This is a genomic window from Roseiarcus fermentans (assembly GCF_003315135.1).
Lineage (GTDB): Bacteria > Pseudomonadota > Alphaproteobacteria > Rhizobiales > Beijerinckiaceae > Roseiarcus > Roseiarcus fermentans.
Genome location: NZ_QNRK01000001.1, coordinates 92567 through 114051 on the forward strand (window position 1 = coordinate 92567; position 21485 = coordinate 114051).

Here is a 21485-nt window from a genome sequence, read left to right on the forward strand (position 1 = left end):
TTCATTTGCTGCACTCGGGCTCCCTCCCGCTCACGGCGCATCGGGCGGACAACTCGATAGAGCACCGTACCTCACCGTTGTACCCCACTTAGCGCGGCGCAAACGGCTACAATCGCTTATCTTTTTGGCATCACTCATAAAATTTGGGGAATGGTGCCCAGGAAAGGACTCGAACCTTCACGGCTTGCACCGCTGGTACCTGAAACCAGTGCGTCTACCAATTCCGCCACCTGGGCACGGCGCGCTTCATAGTTGCGCGGCCATGCCGATGTCAATGGCGGGAAGGCGAGCAGGGCGCCCTCTTTTGCGGCCCGGCGTCGCAGCGACGATTCGGAGTCTTGCCGACCCGGCCGGGGCCACGGGTCGGGTCCGCGCGCCAACGTTTGCGAATGTCCGCCCCGCGCCGCCGCGCCGGCCCTGCGGTTGATCACGGACCGGCCTTTCGTTATGGCCTCGGATCGCCGGCGACGCTGGCGCCGCGCTTGCTTGGGCTGCGGCGTGGTCAGGGCCGGCGGCGCCAGACCTTCCCCGGCCGCCCGATGGAGTCGCTCAACGATGGCCCTCGATTCGATCCTCGACGACGACGCCGAAAAGGATCGGCCGCTGCGCGACGACATTCGCCTGCTCGGCCGCATCCTCGGCGACACGGTGCGCGAGCAGGAGGGCCATGAGACCTACGCGCTCGTCGAGCAGATCCGGCAGGCCTCGATCCGCTTTCATCGCAACAACGAGGCCGGCGCGCTGCGCGAGCTCGAAGCGACGCTCGACAGCCTCTCCTCCGACCAGACGCTCGCGATCGTGCGCGCCTACAGCTACTTCTCCCATCTCGCCAACATCGCCGAGGATCAGCACCACATCCGGCGCAACCGCGCGCATGTGAAGGCCGGCTCCGCGCCGCGGCCGGGTTCGCTCGCCCACGCCTTCGAGCACACGCGCCATTCGGGCGTCGGACCGAAGGCGCTCAGCGCCGTTTTCGACCGCGCGCTGGTGAGCCCGGTGCTGACCGCTCACCCGACCGAAGTGCGGCGGAAGAGCACCCTGACCCGCGAGCTCGAGATCGCGGACCTCCTCGACGAGCGCGACCACGCCCATGGAGACCCCACCGAGCTCGCCGAGATCGAGGACAGGTTGCGCCGCGCCGTGCTCATTCTCTGGCGGACCAACATGCTGCGCCAGACCCGGCTTCTGGTGATCGACGAGGTCGCCAACGGCCTCGCCTATTACGACTATACGTTCTTCCGCGAAGTGCCGCGGCTCTACGGCGCGATCGAGGACGCGCTGGAAAAGCTCGACCCGGCGCGGCGCGGCGCCCGCCTGCCGTCGTTCCTGCGCGTCGGCTCGTGGATCGGCGGCGATCGCGACGGCAATCCCTTCGTCACCGCCGACGTGCTCGACGAGGCGCTGCGGCTCCAGAGCGCGCGGGCGCTGGGCTTCTATCTCGACGAGCTGCATCAGCTCGGCGGCGAGCTGTCGCTGGCCGCGGGGCTGGTTCCGGTGACGCCGGAGCTCGCCGCCCTCGCCGCCCGCGCCGGCGACGACGCGCCGACCCGCAGCGACGAGCCCTACCGCCGCGCGATCGGCGGCATGTATTCGCGCCTGGCGAAGACCGCGCGCGAACTCGACCACGTCGTCGCGCTGCGCCAGCCGATCGTTTCCGACGCGCCGGCCTATGAAAGCGTCGAGGCGTTCGCCGCCGACCTCGGAGCGATCGCCGATTCGCTCGCCGCCAACGGCGGGGCGCTGATCGCCCGCGGCCGCCTCAGGGGTCTCAGGCGCGCCGTCGACGTGTTCGGCTTCCATCTCGCGCCCGTCGATCTTCGCCAGAATTCCGACGTGCACGAGCGCACGGTGGCGGAGATCCTCGCCGCCGTCTCGCCCGGCCTCGACTATCGCAGCCTCGGCGAGGACGAGCGCGTGGCGCTGCTGCGGCGCGAGCTCGTTTCGCCGCGTCCGCTGGTTTCGCCTTTCCTCGCTTACGGCGAGGAGACGGCGGGCGAACTCGCCGTCTTTCGCGCCGCCGCCGCCATCCGGGCGCGATACGGCGAGGGCGCGATCAGGACCGCGATCATCTCGAAGACCGACAGCGTTTCCGACCTCCTGGAGCTCGCGCTGCTGCTCAAGGAAGTGGGGCTCGTCAGCGCCAGGGGCTCGTCCGCGCTCGCGCTCGTGCCGCTGTTCGAGACCATCGCCGACCTCAGGAATTGCGTCGGCGTGATGGACCGGCTGCTCGCGATCCCCGAATACCGGAAGCTCGTCGAATCGCAGGGCGGCGAGCAGGAGGTGATGCTCGGCTACTCCGATTCCAACAAGGACGGCGGCTTCGTCACTTCCGGCTGGGAGCTGTACAAGGCCGAGATCGGGCTGGTCGAGGTGTTCCGCCGGCACGGCGTGCGCATCCGCCTGTTCCACGGCCGCGGCGGCTCGGTCGGCCGCGGCGGCGGCCCGAGCTACGACGCCATCCTCGCCCAGCCGGGCGGCGCGGTGCAGGGGCAGATCCGCATCACCGAGCAGGGCGAGATCATTTCGAGCAAATACTCGAACCCCGATGTCGGCCGGCGCAACCTGGAGACGCTCGTCTCGGCGACGCTCGAGGCGACGCTGCTGCAGGACGAGAGCCCCGCGCCCGACCCCGCCTTCCTGGAAACGATGGAGGACCTGTCGAAGGCCGCCTACGCCGCCTATCGCGGCCTCGTCTACGAGACCGACGGATTCGTCAGATACTTCTGGTCGTCGACGGTGATCACCGAGATCGCGACGCTGAACATCGGCTCGCGGCCCGCCTCGCGCAAGAAGACGCAGGCGATCGAGGACCTGCGCGCCATTCCCTGGGTGTTCTCCTGGGCGCAGTGCCGGCTGATGCTGCCCGGCTGGTTCGGCTTCGGCTCGGCGGTCAAGAGCTATGTCGACGCCCATCCGGAGACGGGGATGGAGGCGCTCAGGGAGATGTACCGGCGCTGGCCCTTCTTCCGCACCCTGCTCTCCAACATGGACATGGTGCTGTCGAAGTCGAGCCTCGCCATCGCCTCGCGCTACGCCCGCCTGTGCGAGGACGTGGCCCTGCGGGAGAAGATCTTCGGCCGCATCGCGCAGGAGTGGCGTCTCTCGGTCGAGGCCCTCAACGCGATCATGGAGCAGCAAAAACTTCTGGCGAGCAACCCGCTGCTCGACCGCTCGATCCGCAATCGCTTCCCCTATCTCGACCCGCTGAACCACGTGCAGGTCGAGTTGCTCAAGCTGCACCGGGCGCGGGCGTCGAGCGAGAAGGTGCTGACGGGCATTCAGCTGACGATCAACGGGATTTCGGCGGGCCTGCGCAACAGCGGGTAGCGGCTGCGCGGGCCAGGCCTTGCGACGCTCGGCCGAAGCGGCAATCCTGCGCACATGGCGCACGGCATCTGGCTCCTCCTCATCGTCTTCGTCCTCCTGCTCGCAGCGGCCGGGATCGGGACGACGCTTCAGGGCCGGCTGCGGGACCATCACCGGACGAGCCAGACGACCGACCATGTCCGGCTGGTCGTCTCGATCCTCGTCACCCTCACCGCGCTGGTCCTCAGCCTTCTCCTGTCCGAGGTGAAGGGTTCATTCGACACGTTCGACAGCCGGCTGCGCGCCTTCGCCGGCGACCTCGCGAACCTCGACGTCCATCTGCGCGAATATGGCGACGAGGCGCAGCCGATCCGGGCCATGCTGCGCGCCTATGTCGCCGCCGTCGTCGCCGATAGCTGGCGCGAGGAATCCGCGCCCGCCGGCGCCTACCCGAGGTTCGCCGGCGAGGGCCGCGGCGTCGACCGCCAGCAGCTCGGCGCCATGCTGGTGCGCATGGATGTGGCGATCCATCGGCTCGATCCGCCGGACGGAATCCATCAACGGCTCGCCCAGGCGCTCGCGGGGCAGGTCGACGCGGCGCTCGACTCGCGCAGAAGCCTCATCGGAACGGCGCAAGCTACGGTCTCCTGGCCGCTCATGGTCGCCATGTGCGCGTGGCTCATGGTCGTCTTCGCGGTGTTCGGCCTGCTCGCGCCGCGCAACGCGGTCGTTCACCTGACGATCGTCATTTGCGCCGTCTGCGTCGCCTCGGCGATCTTCCTGATCGACGAGTACGATTCTCCGCTGCACGGGTTGATGCACGTATCCAGCGACGCCCTGCGCGACGCGCTGCGCCAGATCGACGAGCCGTGAGATCGGCGGCTGACTTTCTCTCGCGCGGGCGGCGCGACAAGCCCGACGCGGGTCTTGCAAGCGCCGACCTTTGCGACTAGTTTCCGCGCCGCCCGAAGGCCCGTGCCGCCATAGCTCAGTTGGTTAGAGCGCTAGATTGTGGATCTAGAGGTCCCCCGTTCGAGCCGGGGTGGCGGTACCATTTGAAATGATGAGAGAATTTGTAAGAGGGACGGACTGCTTTTCTCTCCTAACTTCTCACCGGGGGTCCACTGGGGGTCCGGCTGAAGTCCGCTGTCGCCTACGACGATTTGCTGCAGACGAACGCGCGTGCTTTTCGACCGTCCGTTGCTCTGCTCCGAGGCCATCAAGTATTCGACAGTCTGACCGGTGTCCGCCTCGGCGAGCTGATTCGCGTCCGTAGTTCGTCCGTGACCCCTACCAACGTGGCTCCGGTTCGTAGGCCAACTTGGCCAGCGCCTTGTTGGCGTCTCCCCGGCGGCCATATACGCCAATCTCCTTGCCGGAGTCGTCGACATCCTGAATCCGGAAAAGCTCCCACCGTTTGTCCTTTGTCGGCACCAGACGGTAAGCGCGGCCGTTCTTGCGGATGTAGAGCGCCTTGGATCCCCCGATGGGCGTCCACTTGCAGTCGGCTCCGGCGAGAAACCGGCGCTCCAATGTCTCCCGCTCCTCCTTCTGCTGCTCGCGATAAGTCGCCTCCGCCTCGCGTCGCCGGCGCGCGCCTTCTTCCTCCACGAACTCCTGTAGCGCGCCGATGATGGCAGGAAGTTCTGTCCCCTCGGAAACCTCCCGTCTGTAGACCCCCAGGCAAGCTTCCTGCAGGCCCTCGTTCGGGTAGTGATTGTAGGGCTCCTCGTGCACCGCGCGCAGGCGCTGCGCGACGTCGGTGGTCGTCAGCTTTGGCCCCGGCAGATTGTTCAGGAACTGGCGCATATCCTCGATCGGAATCCAGCACTCGGCGGCTGCGCGCAGCAGGGCCTCGCGTTCGCCCTCCCACTTGCTCCATACTGACCGCTGACGGTCGATCGCTATGATGATGCTCTGCGCGAGCTTGTCGATCGATCGAGAATCTCGGAGATGCCGAAGCGAAGGACTCTCCACGTACTCGAACAGCAGACGCCGGACCGCCTGAATGCGCTCGTTGTCATACATGGTCGTCTTCCCAGCGGGAACCACCAAGTTCGGCGAGTCATTTTGGCACGGTTTTGCGCTTGTTCACAGCGCCGGCCGAGGGATAGCGTCAACGCCAGATGGCTTTCCTCAACGCCGTTGAACCGGCGTGCGCCTCCCCCTGCGTCGCATTGAAAATGCCCGTAACGTGAATGCTCCTCAAGAATTTCGTCTCCTTGTTGTTAACGAGGTCGGGGTTTTTCTCGATGCACTGCGCGATCAGCCATTTCTCCAAAAACCGCAAGGATCCGAGTTCGCCTGTAGCGAGTTTCCTGTATCTGCCTTGCGGCGTAAGCATCGGAAGAACGAACATCGTGGGCGTTCCTTTAATATTACTAATAACGTTATTGTATTTGATGATATTCGATGGATTTAGGGACTCATTTAGGATCGATCGCTTTTCAGCTCGACCGACGTAATATGGAGTGAAGCCCCGCCCAGCACGAACCGCGAAGACGTAACAACCACACGCTTCCGAAAGTCCAAGGTCGAACTTTTCAAGAGCGGCACGCAAGAAACTTATCGTATCGTTGTTAATCAAACTCTTGAGGCCATACCTCCTGAGCTCAAAAGGTCCCTCGGCACCGAAGTTCATATCAGCCCCCCAAAATTCCTACGTATCTCAGCGCCGATCCGGATCGATTGCACGCCGAGGTATCGACAGGCCCTTTAGTCAGTTCAACCCCAGCGCCTTGAACGCCGCTGTCTTCGGGTCGCTGAAGAAGATCGGGTCGACGTGCTCCATGATGTCGCCCGTCACTTCCAGGAAGCTTCGCTTGTTCTCCAGTGGGATCAGCGCCCGCTTGGCACCGTTGTCCATGGCGACCTGAAGAGGCTCGACCAGGGACCGCAGTCCCTTGATGTTTCCCTGGACACTCAGGTCGCCCATGATCAAGAGACCCGCTATCGGGGGCGCCTTCTTCAGCGCGGAGAATGCCGCCACGAAGAAGCCGAGGCCGATCTCGCCCTCGACGCGATTGTTGAGCAGGTCGATGACCTCGACGTGCAGATCGCTCGCATCCATCTCCCGAGCGATCGCCAGGTCGCTCTTCTTCGCCAACATGTAGCTGAACGCCCGCCCGATGGACTCTTTGGTCGCGCCCGAGATCCCGCCGGCCGTCCGCAGCTTGCCGTTCCCTGCGGCCACGGAAACCTCGATGCGGTACATGCCGACGGTCCCGTCAGCCGCCACGGTTCCCGCGTAGACGCTCCCCGGCGCCAGGGGGTCGGATGAGATCAGGTTCCGGCCGCCCTGCTCGGGAACGCCGACGAAATGCTCCTCGCCGGATTCGATGTCGGAATAGCTGAACGAGGTCTGGTAGTATTCGAACGAGCCCATTTTCTTGAGCTGCTCCTTCACTCTGCGCCGGCCTTCCATCGCAAACTCGAGGAGTTCGGCGATCTCTTCGCGGGTTGCCTGTCCGTCGGGATGGATGATCTTCATCAGTCCGGAGACGGTTTTCTTCACGGCCTTGCGGTCGCGCGTGACGAGGTGGGAGCCCATCGAGAAGTGCCGGTCGGTGATCTCCGTGAAATTGTGGCGTCGGAGTTCACGCAACGCCTCCGCGAGGTAGTCGACCACGAAGCCGTAGTGGTCGGTGAAAAGGTCGTTGCGCATTTTCGGGATTTCCCATCCCGGCAGATAGAAATGCAGGCGGTCGATGAACGCCATGTCGTCGCGGATAACGGTCGGCATCGGCTCGAACAGGTGTCCGGACTGCACCATGATGTCGATCGGCTGGTTCGTGTTGCCGAACATGGCGATGCTGGCTTCGCCGGTCGCTGCCTCCTGGCCGCGCTGGTACTGCCCGGACTCGCAGTAGGTCTTCATCGTCGTGATGACCTCCTTGGGCATCTTCTCCAGGTCCGCGACCTCGTCGAAGCCGACGACGTCCCAGATCTGAACGAGGCCCTTGGAGCGGCCACCCATGTGGCCGAACAGGTTGGCGACGGTCGTGGGTCCAGTCATCAGCGCCGAGTAGGGGGAGACCTCCTGCGTGACGTAGCTCTTGCCGGTTCCGCGGGGCCCGAGTTCGACCAGATTGTAGTTCCGCTCACAAAGCGGGATCATCCGGGACAGGAACAGGAACTTGAGCCGCCGGGTCATCTCGGCCGGCTCATACCCCATGCTCCTCAGAATGAGGTCGATCCATTCGTCCGTCGTGAATTCGGCGCGCTGCCGCTGGAACTCCTCCAGGTCGAAGGCGGCGATCTGGATCGGGGTCAGCTTGTCGATCCAGAACGGGTTTTTGCCCTTGCCCTCCTCGTCGTAGGCGAAGCGCATCTCGATTTGCGCCCAGATGCCGCCGGTCAGCAGGCGCTCGTAGTTGCGGACGTAGTCGGTTGGAATGTGGACGAACTTGTTGCCGAAATTGCTCACCTCGGCCCAATAGTCGGAATCGACGAGGCGCACTTTCACCTTGTCGATGAACGTGTAGCGGCCGTTTTCTTTCACCTTGCTCTGCGCCTTCATGGACTCGTCGGCACGGATGTAATTGTCGGCCAGCGTCTCGTTGACGACCTGCAGGCCCATCTGGATGGCCATCTCGTCGGACGAGGCGCAGTATTTTCCCAGAAGGAACTCGAGAACGAAGACCGGCACGTTGGCGCCGGTCTTGACCTTGCGGACGAGGTCCTTGCGGACGACCTTGCCGGCGAACAGGCGGTTCGCCTTGTCGTCCAGGGCGTCGCGGGCAGGGGCGTTGCTCATCGGTCTCCTCCCCCTACTTGATCACGCGGACCGGAACGTCCTGCGGCGACTCGTACAGCACCGCGTCGGTCTCGGCGTCGAAGACCTGAATGCGTAGCGCGGGAATCGTGTCGTCAGTGAGGATCAACCCGACCGCGACGGGGTCCTTGGGTCCGATCAGGACCTCGCCGTCCTCGACCGGCCCGGCCATCGTCATCTTCGCAACCGCGACCTGCCGGTTTCCGACCGTCGCGACCGGGCGCACCCGCCGCGGCTGGGCGAAAAGGTCCGCTGCGGAGCCGAGCGCGATCTCGATCGAGAAAATCCGGTTCGTGACGGCCTCGCCGGCGAACTTCACGACTAGCCCCTTCTTCTCCTTCGACGCGGCCGTGAGCTTCATCCGGACGGTGATGACGGGAATGACGAGCTCCTGGAGCGAGGCGCCTCCGTGATGGTAGGCGAGATCGCCGCCGGCCTTGAAGACCGCAACGCTCTTCGGGACCACGACGTCCAGATCGGTCACGTATCCGAGCTTCGCCCCCGGAACCCTCACGGTCCCCGGAGGCGTCGCGCCGCCTCGGCCGATCCAGCACCGCCGGTGAAGCTCGATCTGGTCGCCGCCCGGGCTCGAAATCCGCATGGCCTCCTCGCGCTCGGCCGCAAAATAGAGGTGGCCGTGGTCCGCCGTGACGACCGCGTTCTCGATCCCCGCGCCGGCAAGTTTCGAGAGGCAGCGCGCGACATCGCCGACCGTGCCCTCCATGATCCGGCGGGCGTAGCGATTCTCGGTGTTCTCGCCCGCGGCGTCGATTTCGGTCGATCGGACGAACACGATCTGCGCGCCCGCGAGCCTCTTCTGCGTCGCCTTCGTCCATGTCAGGACGTCGTCGAGGGTGAGGTCGACGATGCCAGGAACCTGCGCCTGGAGGTATTTCTGGCGGGAGGCGAGGTCGGGCAGGAAGGCGTCGCCGATCAGGGCGCCGAGCTTGCCGTTCTTGTCGGCGATCGAGAAGCTCGCGGCGGCGCCCGGCAGGATCGCCGCCATGCCGATTGGCGTGATCGACGGCAGCGCGGCGATGGCCGCCCGCAGCCTCACTTCGCCCATGCGGGCGAGCCGGTCGGCGAGCTCCACGCCAATCTCGTAGCGCATGGCGTCGACGGCGACGAGGGCGAACGGCTTCGGCAGCGCCGCGACGATCTCCGCCCAGATTCGATGCTGCGGCAGGGCGCCGGCGATGCTCCATCCGGCGTTCTCGTAGACCTTGGCGAAGCCCTCGGCCTGGCGCCGGGCGACCTCGTCGTATTTTGACCGGCAGCGCGCGACCGCGGCCTCGCTGACCTCCTCGTCCTCGATGGCCGCGAGCAGGGTTTCGAGCCGCCGCTGAGCGTGGTCGAAGCGATGCCACCCCTCCGCGCCGGTGGCAACGTAGCGCTCGACCCATTGCTCGGGTTTGCCGTTGGCCTTTGCGACGGTGGCGAGCACGGCGTCGGCCTGCCGGCCCATGGCGACCATCAGGCGGCAGGCCTCCCAAACCGCTTTGCGCTGCGTCAGGCGGTCGGCCCAGAAACTCTGGCTCCTCACTTCGAGGAGGGCGGCGGCCTCGTCCGTCCGGTCCGCCGCGATCAGGTCGAAGATCTTCGCGGCCGCCGCCCGCTCCTCGAACCGGAAGATGTCGATGGGGCCGAGGGCGCCGCCGGAGACGGAAGATTCGGACAGCCCGAGTTCCGACTGCGCCTGTTCGGCGAGGATTTCGTAGGCCGCGGCGCGCGAGGGTTCCCGCATCTTCGCGGCGATGTGGTGGATAGCGGCCTCCTGCTCCTTCGAGGCCGGGGCCGCCAGCGTTGAGATTGAAGCGGGCGCGGGGCATTTCAGCCCGAGGCGAAAGGCGTTTCCGAGGACGAAGCGGGCCGTCACCGCGCGCATCTTGGCGAGCGGCATCCCTTCGGCGATGTCAAGCCCGAGTCGGGCTTGCAGCGCGCGCCGCAACTCGCCGCCGGCGCCCTTCTGGTCGATGTCGCCGTCGTTGGCCTCGTCGCCGAGCCATCCGGCGATGATGGCGCGGGTGTCGGCGTCGCGGAAAATGCTCTTGAGCAGCGAGGCGCCGTCCGGTCCGCCGGTGTCCTCGGTCATCCGGGCGAGGTCGGCGTAGGTGAGCTTGTCGCTGCCCAGCATCTCGTCGATGGCGACGTCGGTGAAGCGCTTGCGCAGCACGTTGCGCGCGATCTGCCTCAGCGCGGGAGGCAGGTAGCAGTCGCCGGCCTTCTCAATTTCGAGCAGGAGCGACGTCTTCTCGTCTCGCGTCACGCCGGGCATGTAGATGACCACGTCGGCGACCTCCTCGCCGCCCGTCAGCGGCTCGACCGCGGTGCGGACTTCGAGGAACGAGCCCTGGAACGAGCAGACCGCGGCCCTTCGGGCGCCGAACATTCCCGTCCGCATCAGGACGACGCCGCCATCGCCGCCGCACGCCTCGTCGAAGAAGGCCGGCAGCTCCCGGCGCGGGTCGTACATCACGACCATGCGGCGGTCCTTGAGCCGGTCGGAAATCTGGCGCGCGATGGTGTCGTGAAGGGGGTGCATCATGTCCTCAGGCGGCCTTGGACTTCCGACAGCGTTTCGCCGGCCCGGTTTGGTCGGGCGCCTCCATCAGGCTCTTCAGCGCGGCCTTGACCGCCGCCGACGAACGCTCGGCGACGAGTTCGTCGACGGGCCGCGACGGCGTCGAGCGCGACTTCCACTTGCCGCCCTCACCCTCAACCCAGAAGACATCTTCGAGGCCGTGGGCTATGGCGAGGCTGCGGTCGTCCGCGCATTTTGGAACGACCCGCTCGGGCCAGAGATGCATGGCGAGATGGGCCCAGTCGTACTTGCCTTCGCTGAGCGCGTCCCACGTCGCCTTCAGCTCCTTCTGCCAAGGCTTGTGCTGCGGGACAAGGCGCCAGAGGGGGGCGAAGTTGATGATGACGCCGTCGTCGAGGTCAAAATTCCAGAGCGGTGCGACGCGCGCGACCTCCTCAAGGAAGGCGCGAAGCTCGTCGACGAAGGCCTCATGCGCCGCCATGGTCTTGCGCTGCGCGGCCGTGCCGCCGTCGCCGAGTTCGCTCTTCATCGATCCGAGGCGGCGGGCCTCCTGGGCGAGCTTCGGCGCGAGGTAATCGTTTTGGACGCGGAAGAGCGTGTCCCGGGTAAACGCATGAATATAGAGCCAGACCGAGTAGCCCGCCGACCGAGTCGCGAGTTGCCAGTAGATTGGCGCCTTGCGGCGACAAGCCGTGTATTGTCTAATGTGAACGTTGAAAAATTCGTGTGAAAGGTAATTGCGAATTTCTTGGTTCGTCGCTTTTGTGCACGAAAAGCGACCAACCTTGCGGTTAGCAAGTTCTATCCATATTCGCGCCACGGTTTGCACAATATCTTGAATATCTCCGTTATCATCATGCAACATACCTGCGACGGATATTTCAGGCACCAATTCATTTAGTGGAGAATTTATTGCATAGGCTGGAGGTCGTGTCTGAAACACGAATATATCTGCGTCCAGAGATTTTCGTTTGACATCAGCTATTTTATAATCCCAGCGACCGAAAAGCACGCCAAGCGCGTATGAAAGATGCTGGTGAAAGCTCGTCACTGACGATAATTGTATCTCGCCATCATCCCCATCAGATTCTTCAATCAATTTATTCTCGGTTCGATAGTCAATAGCCTCCTTTAACTCATTTATTACATCATTTGCTTCATTCACGCTTAATCCATATGCTTCATGAATTACGCTCTCGACCGACCCAAGCGCACCCAGTGAGAGTGTATTGGGGCGCTCAACTCGCCCCTCTTCCAAGCCGCAAAACAAGCTAGAGGTCTCGTCTCCTTCAAGTCGCTTTCGTACTTCTTTTACGTGCTCTTGGACAATTTCCTCGATTGCAGCTGCGGCGCTCCCTTCTATTTCTGGTACCCACAAATTCTTTAGGAGCCGTGTACCCCAAATAGGCCATACAAATTTCTCTGCGTTCCAACGTAAGACCGCAGATACTATGTCCGATGCCAATAGTCCGAGTAGCATCCCTTCTCGTCCAGAACGAGGATATGCAACATAACGACTTACGGTTGGAATAACTCCGGATGGAACAAGAGTAGGTATACAACGAGTCGATCTCTTCACCCAACTTACGCCTGGCTTAAAATAGTATGACTCATTGGGAACATGGCGAGTAATGCTATTCCCCTTATGCTCCACAAGCGCCTTCAGTTCGCGCCCGCATTGGTGCCACTTCAGCACCGTGCTAATGTCTGAGAACCACGCCGCAGCTTCGTCTGATTTCAGGATGGCCACCCACGCCCGCTCACGCCCAGCCTTGAGCATGATGTCTTGTGACGCAATTTCCCATCGAAGGCGCACAAATCTGTTGTCATCGTTTGTCTGTAGACCTGATCGAACGTCCGCCCAATCGGGCTCCAAAGTCGTCCCGCTCGCCGCCATGGCAAGGATCCGCGGATGAACCCAATAGGCAAAAGGATTCATACGAAGTCTCATAAATTCTTCGCAGTCAACGACAAAGACATTTCTATTATTACACTGCATTGACGCAATTTGAATAATTATTGCCTTATCTCTCTCTGTTACAGCCCGAATAAAGTTCGTTGGGCCGTCTTGAGCGCTGCGACTGGCCGTGTATGCGGCAACTTCAACCATCGCATCATCAAGAACGTTTTCTCCAAGGTCGGCAAAAATACGGAGACGACGTCCTTCAAACGCGAAGCGACGCCACTCAGAAAGAGATTCATTGAAGAAACCCGTTCGGCTGGTTATCGCTCCGAAATAGCCACAACTCGTGAGCATCTCCAACGCGCGCAAGACGAACGCGGCGAGAATGTCAGTTGACGCTGTGGGATACCCGTCACGAGCATGAGAGCGTGATGACGTCGAAAAGGATCCGAATGGCGGATTCATCACCACCGCCTCAAATTTTTTCGAGACCAAATCAACTAATCCAAATCCCTGCGCCGCGTCCTCCGCAAATAGCCTTCGCCTCACATTCCCCGAAGCACCCGCCTCCTCAGCGTAGTCCGCGAGCGCGCAGAACACGAGCCGCTCCGCCTTCGCCCAGAAATCCTCCCCCTCGCCGGGAACCAGCTTCACGAGTTGCTCGCCCGTCGGCGCCCCAGCGCCGAAGTAAGTCACGTTGAACAGCGGCAGCCGCTCTTCCCATTCAGCGCGCCCCTTCGCGACCGCGTCGGCGATTTCGCGCTCAATCCTGAGCAGCGTCCCCATCTCCCCAGCCAACTTCATCCCGTCCCAGACCGTCTCGACAAGTTCGCCGAGGCTCTTGGCCATCTCCTTCGTCGCTTTGACCTTGCGACTTGACGGGATGTCCAGCGCGCGACGCATCAGGTCTTCCAGCCGGTCTTCCTTCAGCCCGGCCAAAAAATCCTGAAGCAGATCCTTCTCCCCCGGCATCGGCTCAGCGATAACGATATTCGCCCGTCGAATGGGCGGCCGGTCGGCGAGATCGACGCCGAAATCTCGGAACGCTCGCTGCGCCCGCATCCAGAGCGCCAATTGCGCAATCTGCGCGCAGCGCGGGTCGATGTCGACGCCATGCAGATTATTGGCGAGGACGAGGCCGGGGACGGCCTTTCGCAGAGTGTTGAGGCTCTCGTAATCTTCGCGGAGCCTGCGCCCGGTCGCCTCGCTCTTCGGGCTCTCCAGGTCGGCATACGCCTCCTCGTAGATCGTGAGCAACAGATCGAACGCGTAGAGAAGGAAGTGGCCGCTGCCGCAGGCGGGATCGAGCACGCGCAGGTCGCGCGGGTCTTTCTTCGCCCGCATTGCGAATGTCTCGCCCGGCTTGCGGACCATGTATTCGCAGCGCTCGGCGAGCGCCGTGTCCGAGTCGCGCATCTCGTACCAGATGCGGCCGAGCGTATTGTCGGTGAGGAACTGGACGACGTAGCGGGGCGTGAAAAACTGGTTGCGCACCGCCAGTTCGCGGCTGTTGCGCGGCGCCTGACTCTCCTCGCGCATTCTGCGCCGCTCGTCCTGGCCATTGAAATACTGGTAGACCCAGCCGATCGTCTCGTCCTCGCCCCACACGCCCTTCAATTCGTCGGCGTTGAGGGCGGCCAGCATCTCGTCGAACGCCGCCCGGCGCGGCCACAAAGCCGAGGCCGGATCGCGCCGGTCGAACAGGACCTTCACTTCGGTCGAAAGCTCGTCGAAGACGCTCTCGATGTAGAGCCGATAGCCGCTGCCGTCCGCAAACTTCAGGCCGGGCGCGAGGCCGCAAAATTCGTTGGCGAAGCCGGAAGACGCCTCGCCCTTGCTGACGCATTCCTGAACCAGCCCGCGCGCCTCCAGCATCTTCAGGGCGACGAAGCGGTTCATGGTAGTGAAGGCGGCGTCGCGAAGAAAGTCGGCGACCGCCTCGTCCGCCTTCATGCCCTGCGCGCGCTTGTGCTCGGTCGCGGCGACAATGCGCGAGCGGAGCGCCCGCTGCGAGCCGGTCAAATGCGCGCCCGGACGCTCGCCGGCGCGGCCGTCCGGCATGACGTCGTAGTCGCCCTGCAATTGCTCGGAAAAGTCCCTCTCCAGGATGCCGCGGACTTTTTGGGTCGCTCGTTCGATCGCGCTGCGCGTCTCCTTCTCCACGGTCGCTACCTCACGATCACGATCTTGCCGGCGCCGAGCAGGCGCGAGAATTCGTCGCGGATGCCCGACAGCGCCTGTTCGAGCTGCTCATCGTTCTCTATGCCGCCGGCGAAGAATTTTCCGACCGAGACGGTGGCGACCCGCTCGCCTTCGAGGATGGTGTGGATCTTCTCGACCGCGGCCGCGAGGCGTCCGTCGCAGGCTTCGGTGACGGAGCGTATGTGGGCGATCGTCTGGTTGTTCCAGTTCCTGTCGGCGCATTGGCGAAGCGCCCGGGCGACCTCTTCCTGCTGCTCGCCGTCGAGGCGCTCCCACCCCGGCGTCTGTTCGAGTGTGGCGACGGCTGCGGCGTAGGCCGCGACGCGGGCGTCGAGCGCCTCGTCGTAGCGGCGCCGGTACTCGCCGGAGACGGCGGTCGCCGCCTGCTCGATCTCGGCGATGTCGCGGAAGAACGTCTCCTTCGATAGCCGGTCGCCGAGGACGACGACCTTTTCCCTGAAGGCCGGATCGAGGTCCGGCTCTTCGAGAAGCGCCGGCGCCTCCCGGGCGAGCGTCGTCTTGGCGCGGTCGAGGTCGAGCAGCGCCGGCTCAGAGAGCACCGAGGACAGGTCCGTCGCCCGCTTGATTGCCTCCCTTATCGAGCGATGAGAAGCGTTGAAGGTGGTGATCGCGTTCTCTTCAAAGCCGCGCCGGATGCCCTTGATCTGGTCGATCGCGTTGTCGAGCACTTCGGCGCCGGGAAAGCGCCCTATCCGAAGCGCCGTGGACGCCTTCTGGAGATCGTCTTCGGGTTCCTCGACCGCTTTGCGAATGGCTTCGGCGATCGCCCCGGTGGTCAGTTCCCGAACATCCTCTCCGAAAGTCTCCTTGAAATTGTCGGCCGCCTCGATCCGGACCTTCATGTCCACGCCCTTCTTCGGGCGGAAGCTGGTCGACCGGAAGAGGTTGTTGTTGGAGAAGGCGTCCTTCGCCTGGGTCGAGGTCACGCTGTCGATCGTCACGCCCTTGGAGACGGCTTCGACGGCGCCGGCGCGCAGGAGCGACAGGGCGAGCAGGCGCACGGCCTCGAAGTCCCAGCCGAACGGCGGCTTCGAAAACTCATCCTCGAGGAACTTGCCGGTCGCCTGCTCGCCGTAGTTCGCTTTGGCCGTGATCTGCGCCATGATCTCGGCGAGCGGCGTCACGTCGATCTTGAACACCGGCTTGCCGTGTTCGTCGCGCAGCAGACCGAGCTGGCCGAAGACCGGCGGCAGTCCGTTCAGGTTCTCGACCGTGAACAGCGCGTCGACGCCCTTCTTGAGGTCGGCGGCCTTCGCCGAGGCTTCGCCGAACCGGTCGTAGACGAGGGGCAGCACGACGCCGACGATGGCGATGGCGGCCTTGCCGACATCCGCGCCGCCGTCCGGGCTGCGGTCGTTGCCACGGAACCAGACCTGACCCGAGAGCGCCGCGGCCTTGAGCCGCCGCCTGAGTTCGTCCATGTGCCGTCGCAACCGGCCCTTCTCGTCCGCAACGAGCGCCGTGCCGTCCTGCGTCGCCGCGTCCCGGCTCCTCCGCTCGATCATCTGCTGCGAACGGTAGGCTTCCCGGACCTCGCTGCGGATGTCCTCGTCGAGGGTCACGACCCAGAAAATGCTCTTCGGGTCGGTCTGGCTGCGGACGCGCAGCTGCTCGGACAGCGCCGCGGCGCCGGCCGGGCCGTCGGCGAACTGCACGTTGAAAGTGATGTCGCCGGACACCTCCTCCTTGCCGTTGAACATCAGGCCGGCCCGGAAGGACTTGGTGTCGCCGAGGCTGAAGGTCGGAGTCGGCGACCAGAAGCCGGACAGGACCTCGGCATAGAGCTTGTTCTCGTCCGCGGGGTGCGCGCTGATCGAGAAACGGTTCTGGCTCCAGTCGTCTTCGGCCGGAGTCGGGATGCGGTAGCCGTCGTCCGCCTCGCGGACGAGCGACGTCTTCGTCAGTTCGGCGAGCGCGGCCTTGACCTCGGCGAGGCAGGAATCCGCGGACACGGTCTCCTGCAGGCAGGCTGCGACGTTCTCGGCCGAGCGCCTGACGCTCTTCACGAACTGGAGCAGGCAGACGGTCTTCGCCACCGCCTGCGCCTTCGGGTGATCGACCTTGGACGGAATTGAAGCGATCTTGGCGCGAATGTCCGACGCGATGTTGCCGTCGACAAGGTCGTAGACGTGGTCGAGCCGGACGAGCGCGCCGACCTCTTTGGCCGCGAGCTGCGTTTGCGGGTTGATCAGGAGCTGCTGCGCGAGCTTGATGATGGTGCGGTTGGCGCCGCCGACGTGCCTGCTGCCGCCGCTCTGGGTCCGCAGGCCCGACACGATCTGAATGATCAGTTCGATCTGGTACGGGAGGAGCGGATAGAGGTCGACGAAGGACTGCCGGTCGATCTCGGGAAGCCGGATGTCGGACTGGATGCGGGTGCTCTGGACGAGCCGGCCGCGGTTCGCCTCGAACAGGGCGCCGAGGGATTGTTCGGCGCCGGCGTTCTTGGAGAGCACGCGGCGGCTCGTCACCTCGGAGATGTCCGAGGGCTCCAGATGCACCTGGAGCGGGAATCGGTCCATGAGGCGGGCAAGCTCGATGTTCCGATCGTCGAGGCCGCTGACGAGTTCGTTGAGCTTCTCCTGCGAGGTGACGACGATCCAGTGCTTGCCGCGCCCCTTGACGCCAAGTTGCTGGACGACCGCCTGGAGGTCGAGCATCTTCTGGACGTCACGCGCGACGAACTGCCCGACCTCGTCGACCACGAACATCAGCGACTTGCCGGGCTTCCGCCGCTGCATCAACTGAACAATCCGGTCGGCAAGCTTGCCGGGGCTGATGTCGGCGCGGTTGACGTTCGCCTTCACCCAGGAATCGGCCAGCGGGAACGTCTCAGGGCGCATCGTGTGGAGCGTGCGGCTCGCCTCATTGAGGGCGAACATCGTCCGGTTCTTGCCGACGTCCCACTCCCGCTGCGTCTCCTTCCGGTAGACCTCCTTGAACGTCTCCAGTTCGCCCTGCTGCTCCAAGTTGATTTCGAGTTCGGAGAGGTCGAGGTCGTCGGAATAGCCGAGGCTCGCCAAAAAGAGCCGGTACATGATCTGGCTGAGCATCTGGTTGCCCGACCGGATGCCGCGGTCGGTCGAGACGTCGAAGATGACCGTGTGGGTCGGAATTTTCTCGTTGATGGTCTTCAGGACGACGGAAAGCTTCGCATCGTGCGTCCGCTTCAGGAACCGGTCGGAGACCGGCTCGCCAAGAACGGTCCGGTTCTCGATCGTGAGGCCGAGCAGCTTCGCGAACGACGACTTGCCGGACCCGAAGAAGCCGGAGACCCAGATCGCGATGCCTTCATGCGGCTTCTGCGGCGTCTCCTGATAGCGCTCGAACACTTCGACGAAATGCCGCTTGATGGCGTCGGTGACGACGTATTCCTCGACCTCGCTCGCGACCACAGCCTCGGCGGTCTGGTCGACCTTGATGACCTCTTCGATTTGCCGGTTGATGTCGTTGGCGAACAGCGTGGCGATCTGCGGCATGAAAGAACCCAACCCTCAAAAAATCTTCGGCCGATAATTGTGCTCGGCTTGAAGGACGCCCATGAAACGAAGGCCCGCGGCGCCGTCGAGATCGCCCGGATAGAAGAGAACCGTGGGCACGACGACGCGCCCCTTGAGCTGCTCCAGCAGCGAGAAAGTGCGGTAGACCGGGAAGAGCGCGCCCGTCCGGACGATGAAGACCACGTCTTTTCGCGGGTCAGGCTCCGAGGGCATCCGGTCCGCAACCAGATCGACGAGCGGGACGCGGTCGGCGAGCAGCTTGTGGATGTCCTCGATCGCCTTTTCCGCACCCAACGCGCGCTCGTTCTCGAACCATTCATCGAGACTCGCCTCCGCCTTGAGTGCCGCGTCGAGGCACTCGGCGAGCGATATGGACGTGATGCGCTTGCCCTTGTTCTCCAGCCTCGTGCGCAACGAGGAGACCTCGCGACGTAGGGCGAGTTCCTGCCTCGGGTCATAGTGGAAGATCGCGTACGGCATATCGTGGTACGCGCTGATCTTCTCGCTCGGGTCCGGCGCGGCCAGGACAGGCTCCAGGACATTCCGCAGGCGGGCGCCGAATTCGCTCATCGGGTGAGGCTTTCTGCGAAGGCGAGCGCCGACGAATACGGAAGCGTCAGCTGAACGAGGCTCCCGGCGACCTGATAGTCGAGACGGCGGAATTGGTGCAGGCGCAGGAGCATGACGTGCACCTCCGACGCCGAAACCATCATCATCCGCCAGAGATCGCTCGCCGGGACCTTGGCGGACGAGCCTTCGAGGTCGGCAATCATCTGCGCATAGAACAGCAGGACCTCGTCGCTGCTCGAAACGGCGGCAAAGGACTTCGCGGGGCCGTCGCCGGCCAGCAGCCCGAGTTGGGCGGCCGTATGGACGAGGTCACGAGCCGCGCGCACGACGCCGTGGTCCGAGAGGGGCCGCTTCGGTGAATGGCGGCGCCAGGCATCGACGGCGAACACGCGGGCGTCTTCGGCGCGGAGTTGGTGGCGGCCGGACTGCATCTGTGCAAAAAGCCAGTTGCGGACGAAACTCCCGAAGGGCTCCTCGGTCGCGCCGATCCAGAGGCGCCAACAGTCGCGCCAGTCGTCCAGCTTCATGCCGTGGCGAGCCAGAATGATCAGCGGCCGTAGGGCGTCGAGATGTCTGAGGCGCGCTGACGTCGTCAGGCGAACCTCCTTCGCCCACGAGATCGTCGAGAACTGGCCCCCCAACCCGCCGTCGAGATTCGCTTCCGCTGAAGCTTCATCGCTCCAACCGGAGAACAGCCGATAAGTCTCCTCGACGAGCGGGCCCTTGCGCAGATACCGCTGGGAGAAGACCGGCGCGGGCTTCACGCGGTCCTCGACGGTGCGTACGGGACGAGGAGGTCGCCTTTCGCAGCTTTGCTGAAGCCGAGCGCCAGCAGGGAAATCGATTTGCGTCCGAGGTCGAAAGTACCGGGGATCAAGACGCCCTTTGCCCCGTCCGCGACCTTGAGCCTGCCAGCCGCCTCGACGTCGGCTTCGTCGACGAGCGAAAGGCTCCTCAGGGCGGCGGCGACGTCGAAGTCCTTGAGCGCCTCAACCGATTCGAAGAACGTTCTCCAGTTCTCCGCTTCGTCCAACCACCCTTCCCACCGGGCGTCGAAAGCCTCCTCGACTTCATGCGGAAGGCGCCAGAGTGTCAGGGCGTCCGGCGAGTCGAAGATCTCGGCGCATCTGTGGGCCGCGACCGCGAACACCGACCGCGCTTGCGCGAAAAAGTGGGTTCGGGGAAAGCCGCGCTTCAGAACTTTCGCGCCGTATGGGCCGAGTTGTCCTTCCGTGTTCCACCACCGTTGAGCATCCATCTCGCCGCATCGGGCGACCACCGTCCGGACGCGCATAAGCCAATCGAGACCAAAGGAAATCACTTGTGAAGGGCTCCCAGCCCACTCGAAATATCTCGTTTGCGACCCTAGCTAACGATGTGAACGCCGAATGGGCAAGCGGATTAAAGCTGCAACATCTCCGAACTGGACATTCACCGACCTATGGGCGCGCAGCTCCCCGATTGAAATCGAACGGGCATCATGTTACCTTTTCTCAAGAAAAAGGAACGAAGTTCAGAGGCAAGTGGATGTTCGGAAATCAGAAATGAGCGGGCAATGCCAGAAGGCAGTCGCCTACTTGAGGACGTCCAGCAAGGCGAACGTCGGCGCCGACAAGGACTCCGACAAGCGCCAGCGCGCCGCGATCGACGCCTACTCCAAGGCCGCTGGCTTCGCGATCGTGGCGGAGTTCTACGACGCGGCGGTCTCTGGCGCGGACCCGGTCGGCGACCGCCCCGGTTTCGCCGACATGCTTGAGCGGCTTCTCTCGAACGGCGCGCGGACAATCATCGTGGAATCGCCGGACAGATTCGCCCGCGATCTCATGGTGCAATTGGCCGGCCACGACCTGCTCAAGGCGCAGGGGATCGCACTGATCGCCGCGAGCGCCCCAACGTTCTTCATCGAGGAGACACCGACTGCCGTGCTCGTCCGTCAGGTCCTCGGCGCCGTCGCAGAATTCGAAAAGACGACAACCGTCGCGAAGCTCGCGGCCGCAAGGAAGCGGAAACGCCTGGCGAACGGCAAGTGCGAGGGCCGCAAGAGCCTGGCCGAGACGCGGCCTGAGGTGGTGGCCCTGGCAAAGAGGCTCGCTCGCAAGAAACCGAAAGGCGGAAGGATGAGCCTGCGAGCCGTCGCCGCCGAAATGGCGGCGCAGGGAGTCATGAATGAGCGCGGAAAACCGTTCAATCCGAAGTCGGTTGCGGTCATGATCTCCGCTTGACCGCACCCATCGCTTCAGTCGGCCGTCTGCCCTTCGAGAAGAAGAGTTGGTGGGGTCGCCCGCGCCAGAATTCGATCGAGCGTCTCCAATTCCGCATCCGACAGTCGTGTCAAATCGTACAGCGCGATCGGGCCTTCAACGGGCGGCGAGGGTCGGCCATGGCCGCGATCAAGTAGCGCCTGCGCTGCGGCTATTCGAGCCTGCTTGGAGGCGTTGGAGTCGTTCATAATCGTCGCGAGTGTGTGGATCGCATTCAGCGTGTGCTCCTGCGCTGAGATCCGCACATCAACGAAGGTCTTTCGCGCCTCGACGGTTGCTGCATTTCTTGGACGGCCGCTCGGATTGCCCGAGGTGCCGGCCTTGAAACTGGTCGAGCGAACACCGCCGCGCATGGTCTGCTTTCGCCTGTTCGGTTGCCTGTTCTTAACGGCCCTTTGTTTCGTTG

At 63.9% G+C, this 21485-nt stretch carries 13 protein-coding genes and 2 tRNA genes; 4 read left to right on the top strand and 11 right to left on the bottom strand.

Features of this window, described 5'->3' with window-relative positions:
* Positions 1-151: 151 nt before the first annotated feature.
* Positions 152-236: transfer RNA gene (locus tag DFR50_RS00450), tRNA-Leu, on the bottom strand.
* Positions 237-555: 319 nt separating this feature from the next.
* On the opposite strand from DFR50_RS00450, the gene ppc reads away from it, so the two are divergent.
* The 3 genes from ppc (at position 556) to DFR50_RS00465 (ending at position 4360) form a co-directional block, all read left to right on the top strand.
* On the top strand, positions 556-3327 hold the full coding sequence (ppc, locus tag DFR50_RS00455) for a phosphoenolpyruvate carboxylase (protein WP_113887222.1): 2772 nt from the start codon (positions 556-558) through the stop codon (positions 3325-3327).
* 54 nt (positions 3328-3381) lie between these two features.
* Positions 3382-4179, top strand: a complete 798-nt coding sequence (locus tag DFR50_RS31815; RefSeq protein ID WP_170152979.1) for a bestrophin-like domain — start codon at positions 3382-3384, stop codon at positions 4177-4179.
* A 104-nt stretch (positions 4180-4283) separates the two neighbouring features.
* A tRNA-His gene (locus DFR50_RS00465) sits at positions 4284-4360 on the top strand.
* A 236-nt stretch (positions 4361-4596) separates the two neighbouring features.
* Here DFR50_RS00465 and DFR50_RS00470 read toward each other — a convergent pair.
* From DFR50_RS00470 to DFR50_RS00510, 9 genes are all read right to left on the bottom strand, one after another.
* Positions 4597-5334, bottom strand: coding sequence for a hypothetical protein (locus DFR50_RS00470; protein ID WP_113887223.1), 738 nt, complete (start codon positions 5332-5334; stop codon positions 4597-4599).
* Between the two features lie 88 nt (positions 5335-5422).
* The gene (locus DFR50_RS31140; protein ID WP_147262616.1) at positions 5423-5947 is read right to left on the bottom strand and encodes a hypothetical protein; all 525 of its coding nucleotides are present in this window, start codon (positions 5945-5947) and stop codon (positions 5423-5425) included.
* 78 nt (positions 5948-6025) lie between these two features.
* The gene (gene brxL / locus DFR50_RS00480) at positions 6026-8062 is read right to left on the bottom strand and encodes a protease Lon-related BREX system protein BrxL (RefSeq protein ID WP_113887225.1); all 2037 of its coding nucleotides are present in this window, start codon (positions 8060-8062) and stop codon (positions 6026-6028) included.
* A gap of 13 nt (positions 8063-8075) precedes the next feature.
* Positions 8076-10625: a PglZ domain-containing protein gene (locus DFR50_RS00485; RefSeq protein ID WP_113887226.1), complete on the bottom strand. Its 2550-nt coding sequence runs from the start codon at positions 10623-10625 to the stop codon at positions 8076-8078.
* 4 nt (positions 10626-10629) lie between these two features.
* The gene (pglX, locus tag DFR50_RS00490) at positions 10630-14688 is read right to left on the bottom strand and encodes a BREX-1 system adenine-specific DNA-methyltransferase PglX (protein ID WP_113887227.1); all 4059 of its coding nucleotides are present in this window, start codon (positions 14686-14688) and stop codon (positions 10630-10632) included.
* A 5-nt stretch (positions 14689-14693) separates the two neighbouring features.
* Positions 14694-18227: a BREX system P-loop protein BrxC gene (gene brxC / locus DFR50_RS00495; RefSeq protein ID WP_113887228.1), complete on the bottom strand. Its 3534-nt coding sequence runs from the start codon at positions 18225-18227 to the stop codon at positions 14694-14696.
* A gap of 15 nt (positions 18228-18242) precedes the next feature.
* Positions 18243-18818 (bottom strand): BREX protein BrxB domain-containing protein, encoded by a 576-nt coding sequence (locus DFR50_RS00500; RefSeq protein WP_113887229.1) that lies wholly within the window; start codon positions 18816-18818, stop codon positions 18243-18245.
* Positions 18815-19582, bottom strand: a complete 768-nt coding sequence (locus DFR50_RS00505; RefSeq protein ID WP_113887230.1) for a hypothetical protein — start codon at positions 19580-19582, stop codon at positions 18815-18817. Before DFR50_RS00505 ends, DFR50_RS00500 begins: the two co-directional genes overlap by 4 nt.
* Positions 19579-20112 (bottom strand): BrxE family protein, encoded by a 534-nt coding sequence (locus DFR50_RS00510; RefSeq protein ID WP_113887456.1) that lies wholly within the window; start codon positions 20110-20112, stop codon positions 19579-19581. The genes DFR50_RS00505 and DFR50_RS00510 overlap by 4 nt, the downstream gene beginning before the upstream one ends.
* Positions 20113-20206: 94 nt before the next feature.
* On the opposite strand from DFR50_RS00510, the gene DFR50_RS00515 reads away from it, so the two are divergent.
* Positions 20207-21040, top strand: a complete 834-nt coding sequence (locus DFR50_RS00515; RefSeq protein ID WP_245427220.1) for a recombinase family protein — start codon at positions 20207-20209, stop codon at positions 21038-21040.
* A 14-nt stretch (positions 21041-21054) separates the two neighbouring features.
* Here the strand turns inward: DFR50_RS00515 and DFR50_RS31145 are convergent, their stop codons facing one another.
* A complete protein-coding gene (locus DFR50_RS31145; protein ID WP_147262617.1) occupies positions 21055-21432 on the bottom strand; it encodes a DUF5681 domain-containing protein in 378 nt (125 codons plus the stop codon).
* Positions 21433-21485: the final 53 nt, after the last annotated feature.

What these genes read in the sequence shown, in the direction of transcription:
- ppc (WP_113887222.1), top strand. Translation starts at nt 556, where the DNA reads ATGGCCCTCGATTCGATCCTCGACGACGACGCCGAAAAGGATCGGCCG.
- DFR50_RS31815 (WP_170152979.1), top strand. Translation starts at nt 3,382, where the DNA reads ATGGCGCACGGCATCTGGCTCCTCCTCATCGTCTTCGTCCTCCTGCTC.
- DFR50_RS00470 (WP_113887223.1), bottom strand. Translation starts at nt 5,334, where the DNA reads ATGTATGACAACGAGCGCATTCAGGCGGTCCGGCGTCTGCTGTTCGAG.
- DFR50_RS31140 (WP_147262616.1), bottom strand. Translation starts at nt 5,947, where the DNA reads ATGAACTTCGGTGCCGAGGGACCTTTTGAGCTCAGGAGGTATGGCCTC.
- brxL (WP_113887225.1), bottom strand. Translation starts at nt 8,062, where the DNA reads ATGAGCAACGCCCCTGCCCGCGACGCCCTGGACGACAAGGCGAACCGC.
- DFR50_RS00485 (WP_113887226.1), bottom strand. Translation starts at nt 10,625, where the DNA reads ATGATGCACCCCCTTCACGACACCATCGCGCGCCAGATTTCCGACCGG.
- brxC (WP_113887228.1), bottom strand. Translation starts at nt 18,227, where the DNA reads ATGCCGCAGATCGCCACGCTGTTCGCCAACGACATCAACCGGCAAATC.
- DFR50_RS00500 (WP_113887229.1), bottom strand. Translation starts at nt 18,818, where the DNA reads ATGAGCGAATTCGGCGCCCGCCTGCGGAATGTCCTGGAGCCTGTCCTG.
- DFR50_RS00510 (WP_113887456.1), bottom strand. Translation starts at nt 20,112, where the DNA reads ATGCGCGTCCGGACGGTGGTCGCCCGATGCGGCGAGATGGATGCTCAA.
- DFR50_RS00515 (WP_245427220.1), top strand. Translation starts at nt 20,207, where the DNA reads ATGGGCAAGCGGATTAAAGCTGCAACATCTCCGAACTGGACATTCACC.
- DFR50_RS31145 (WP_147262617.1), bottom strand. Translation starts at nt 21,432, where the DNA reads ATGCGCGGCGGTGTTCGCTCGACCAGTTTCAAGGCCGGCACCTCGGGC.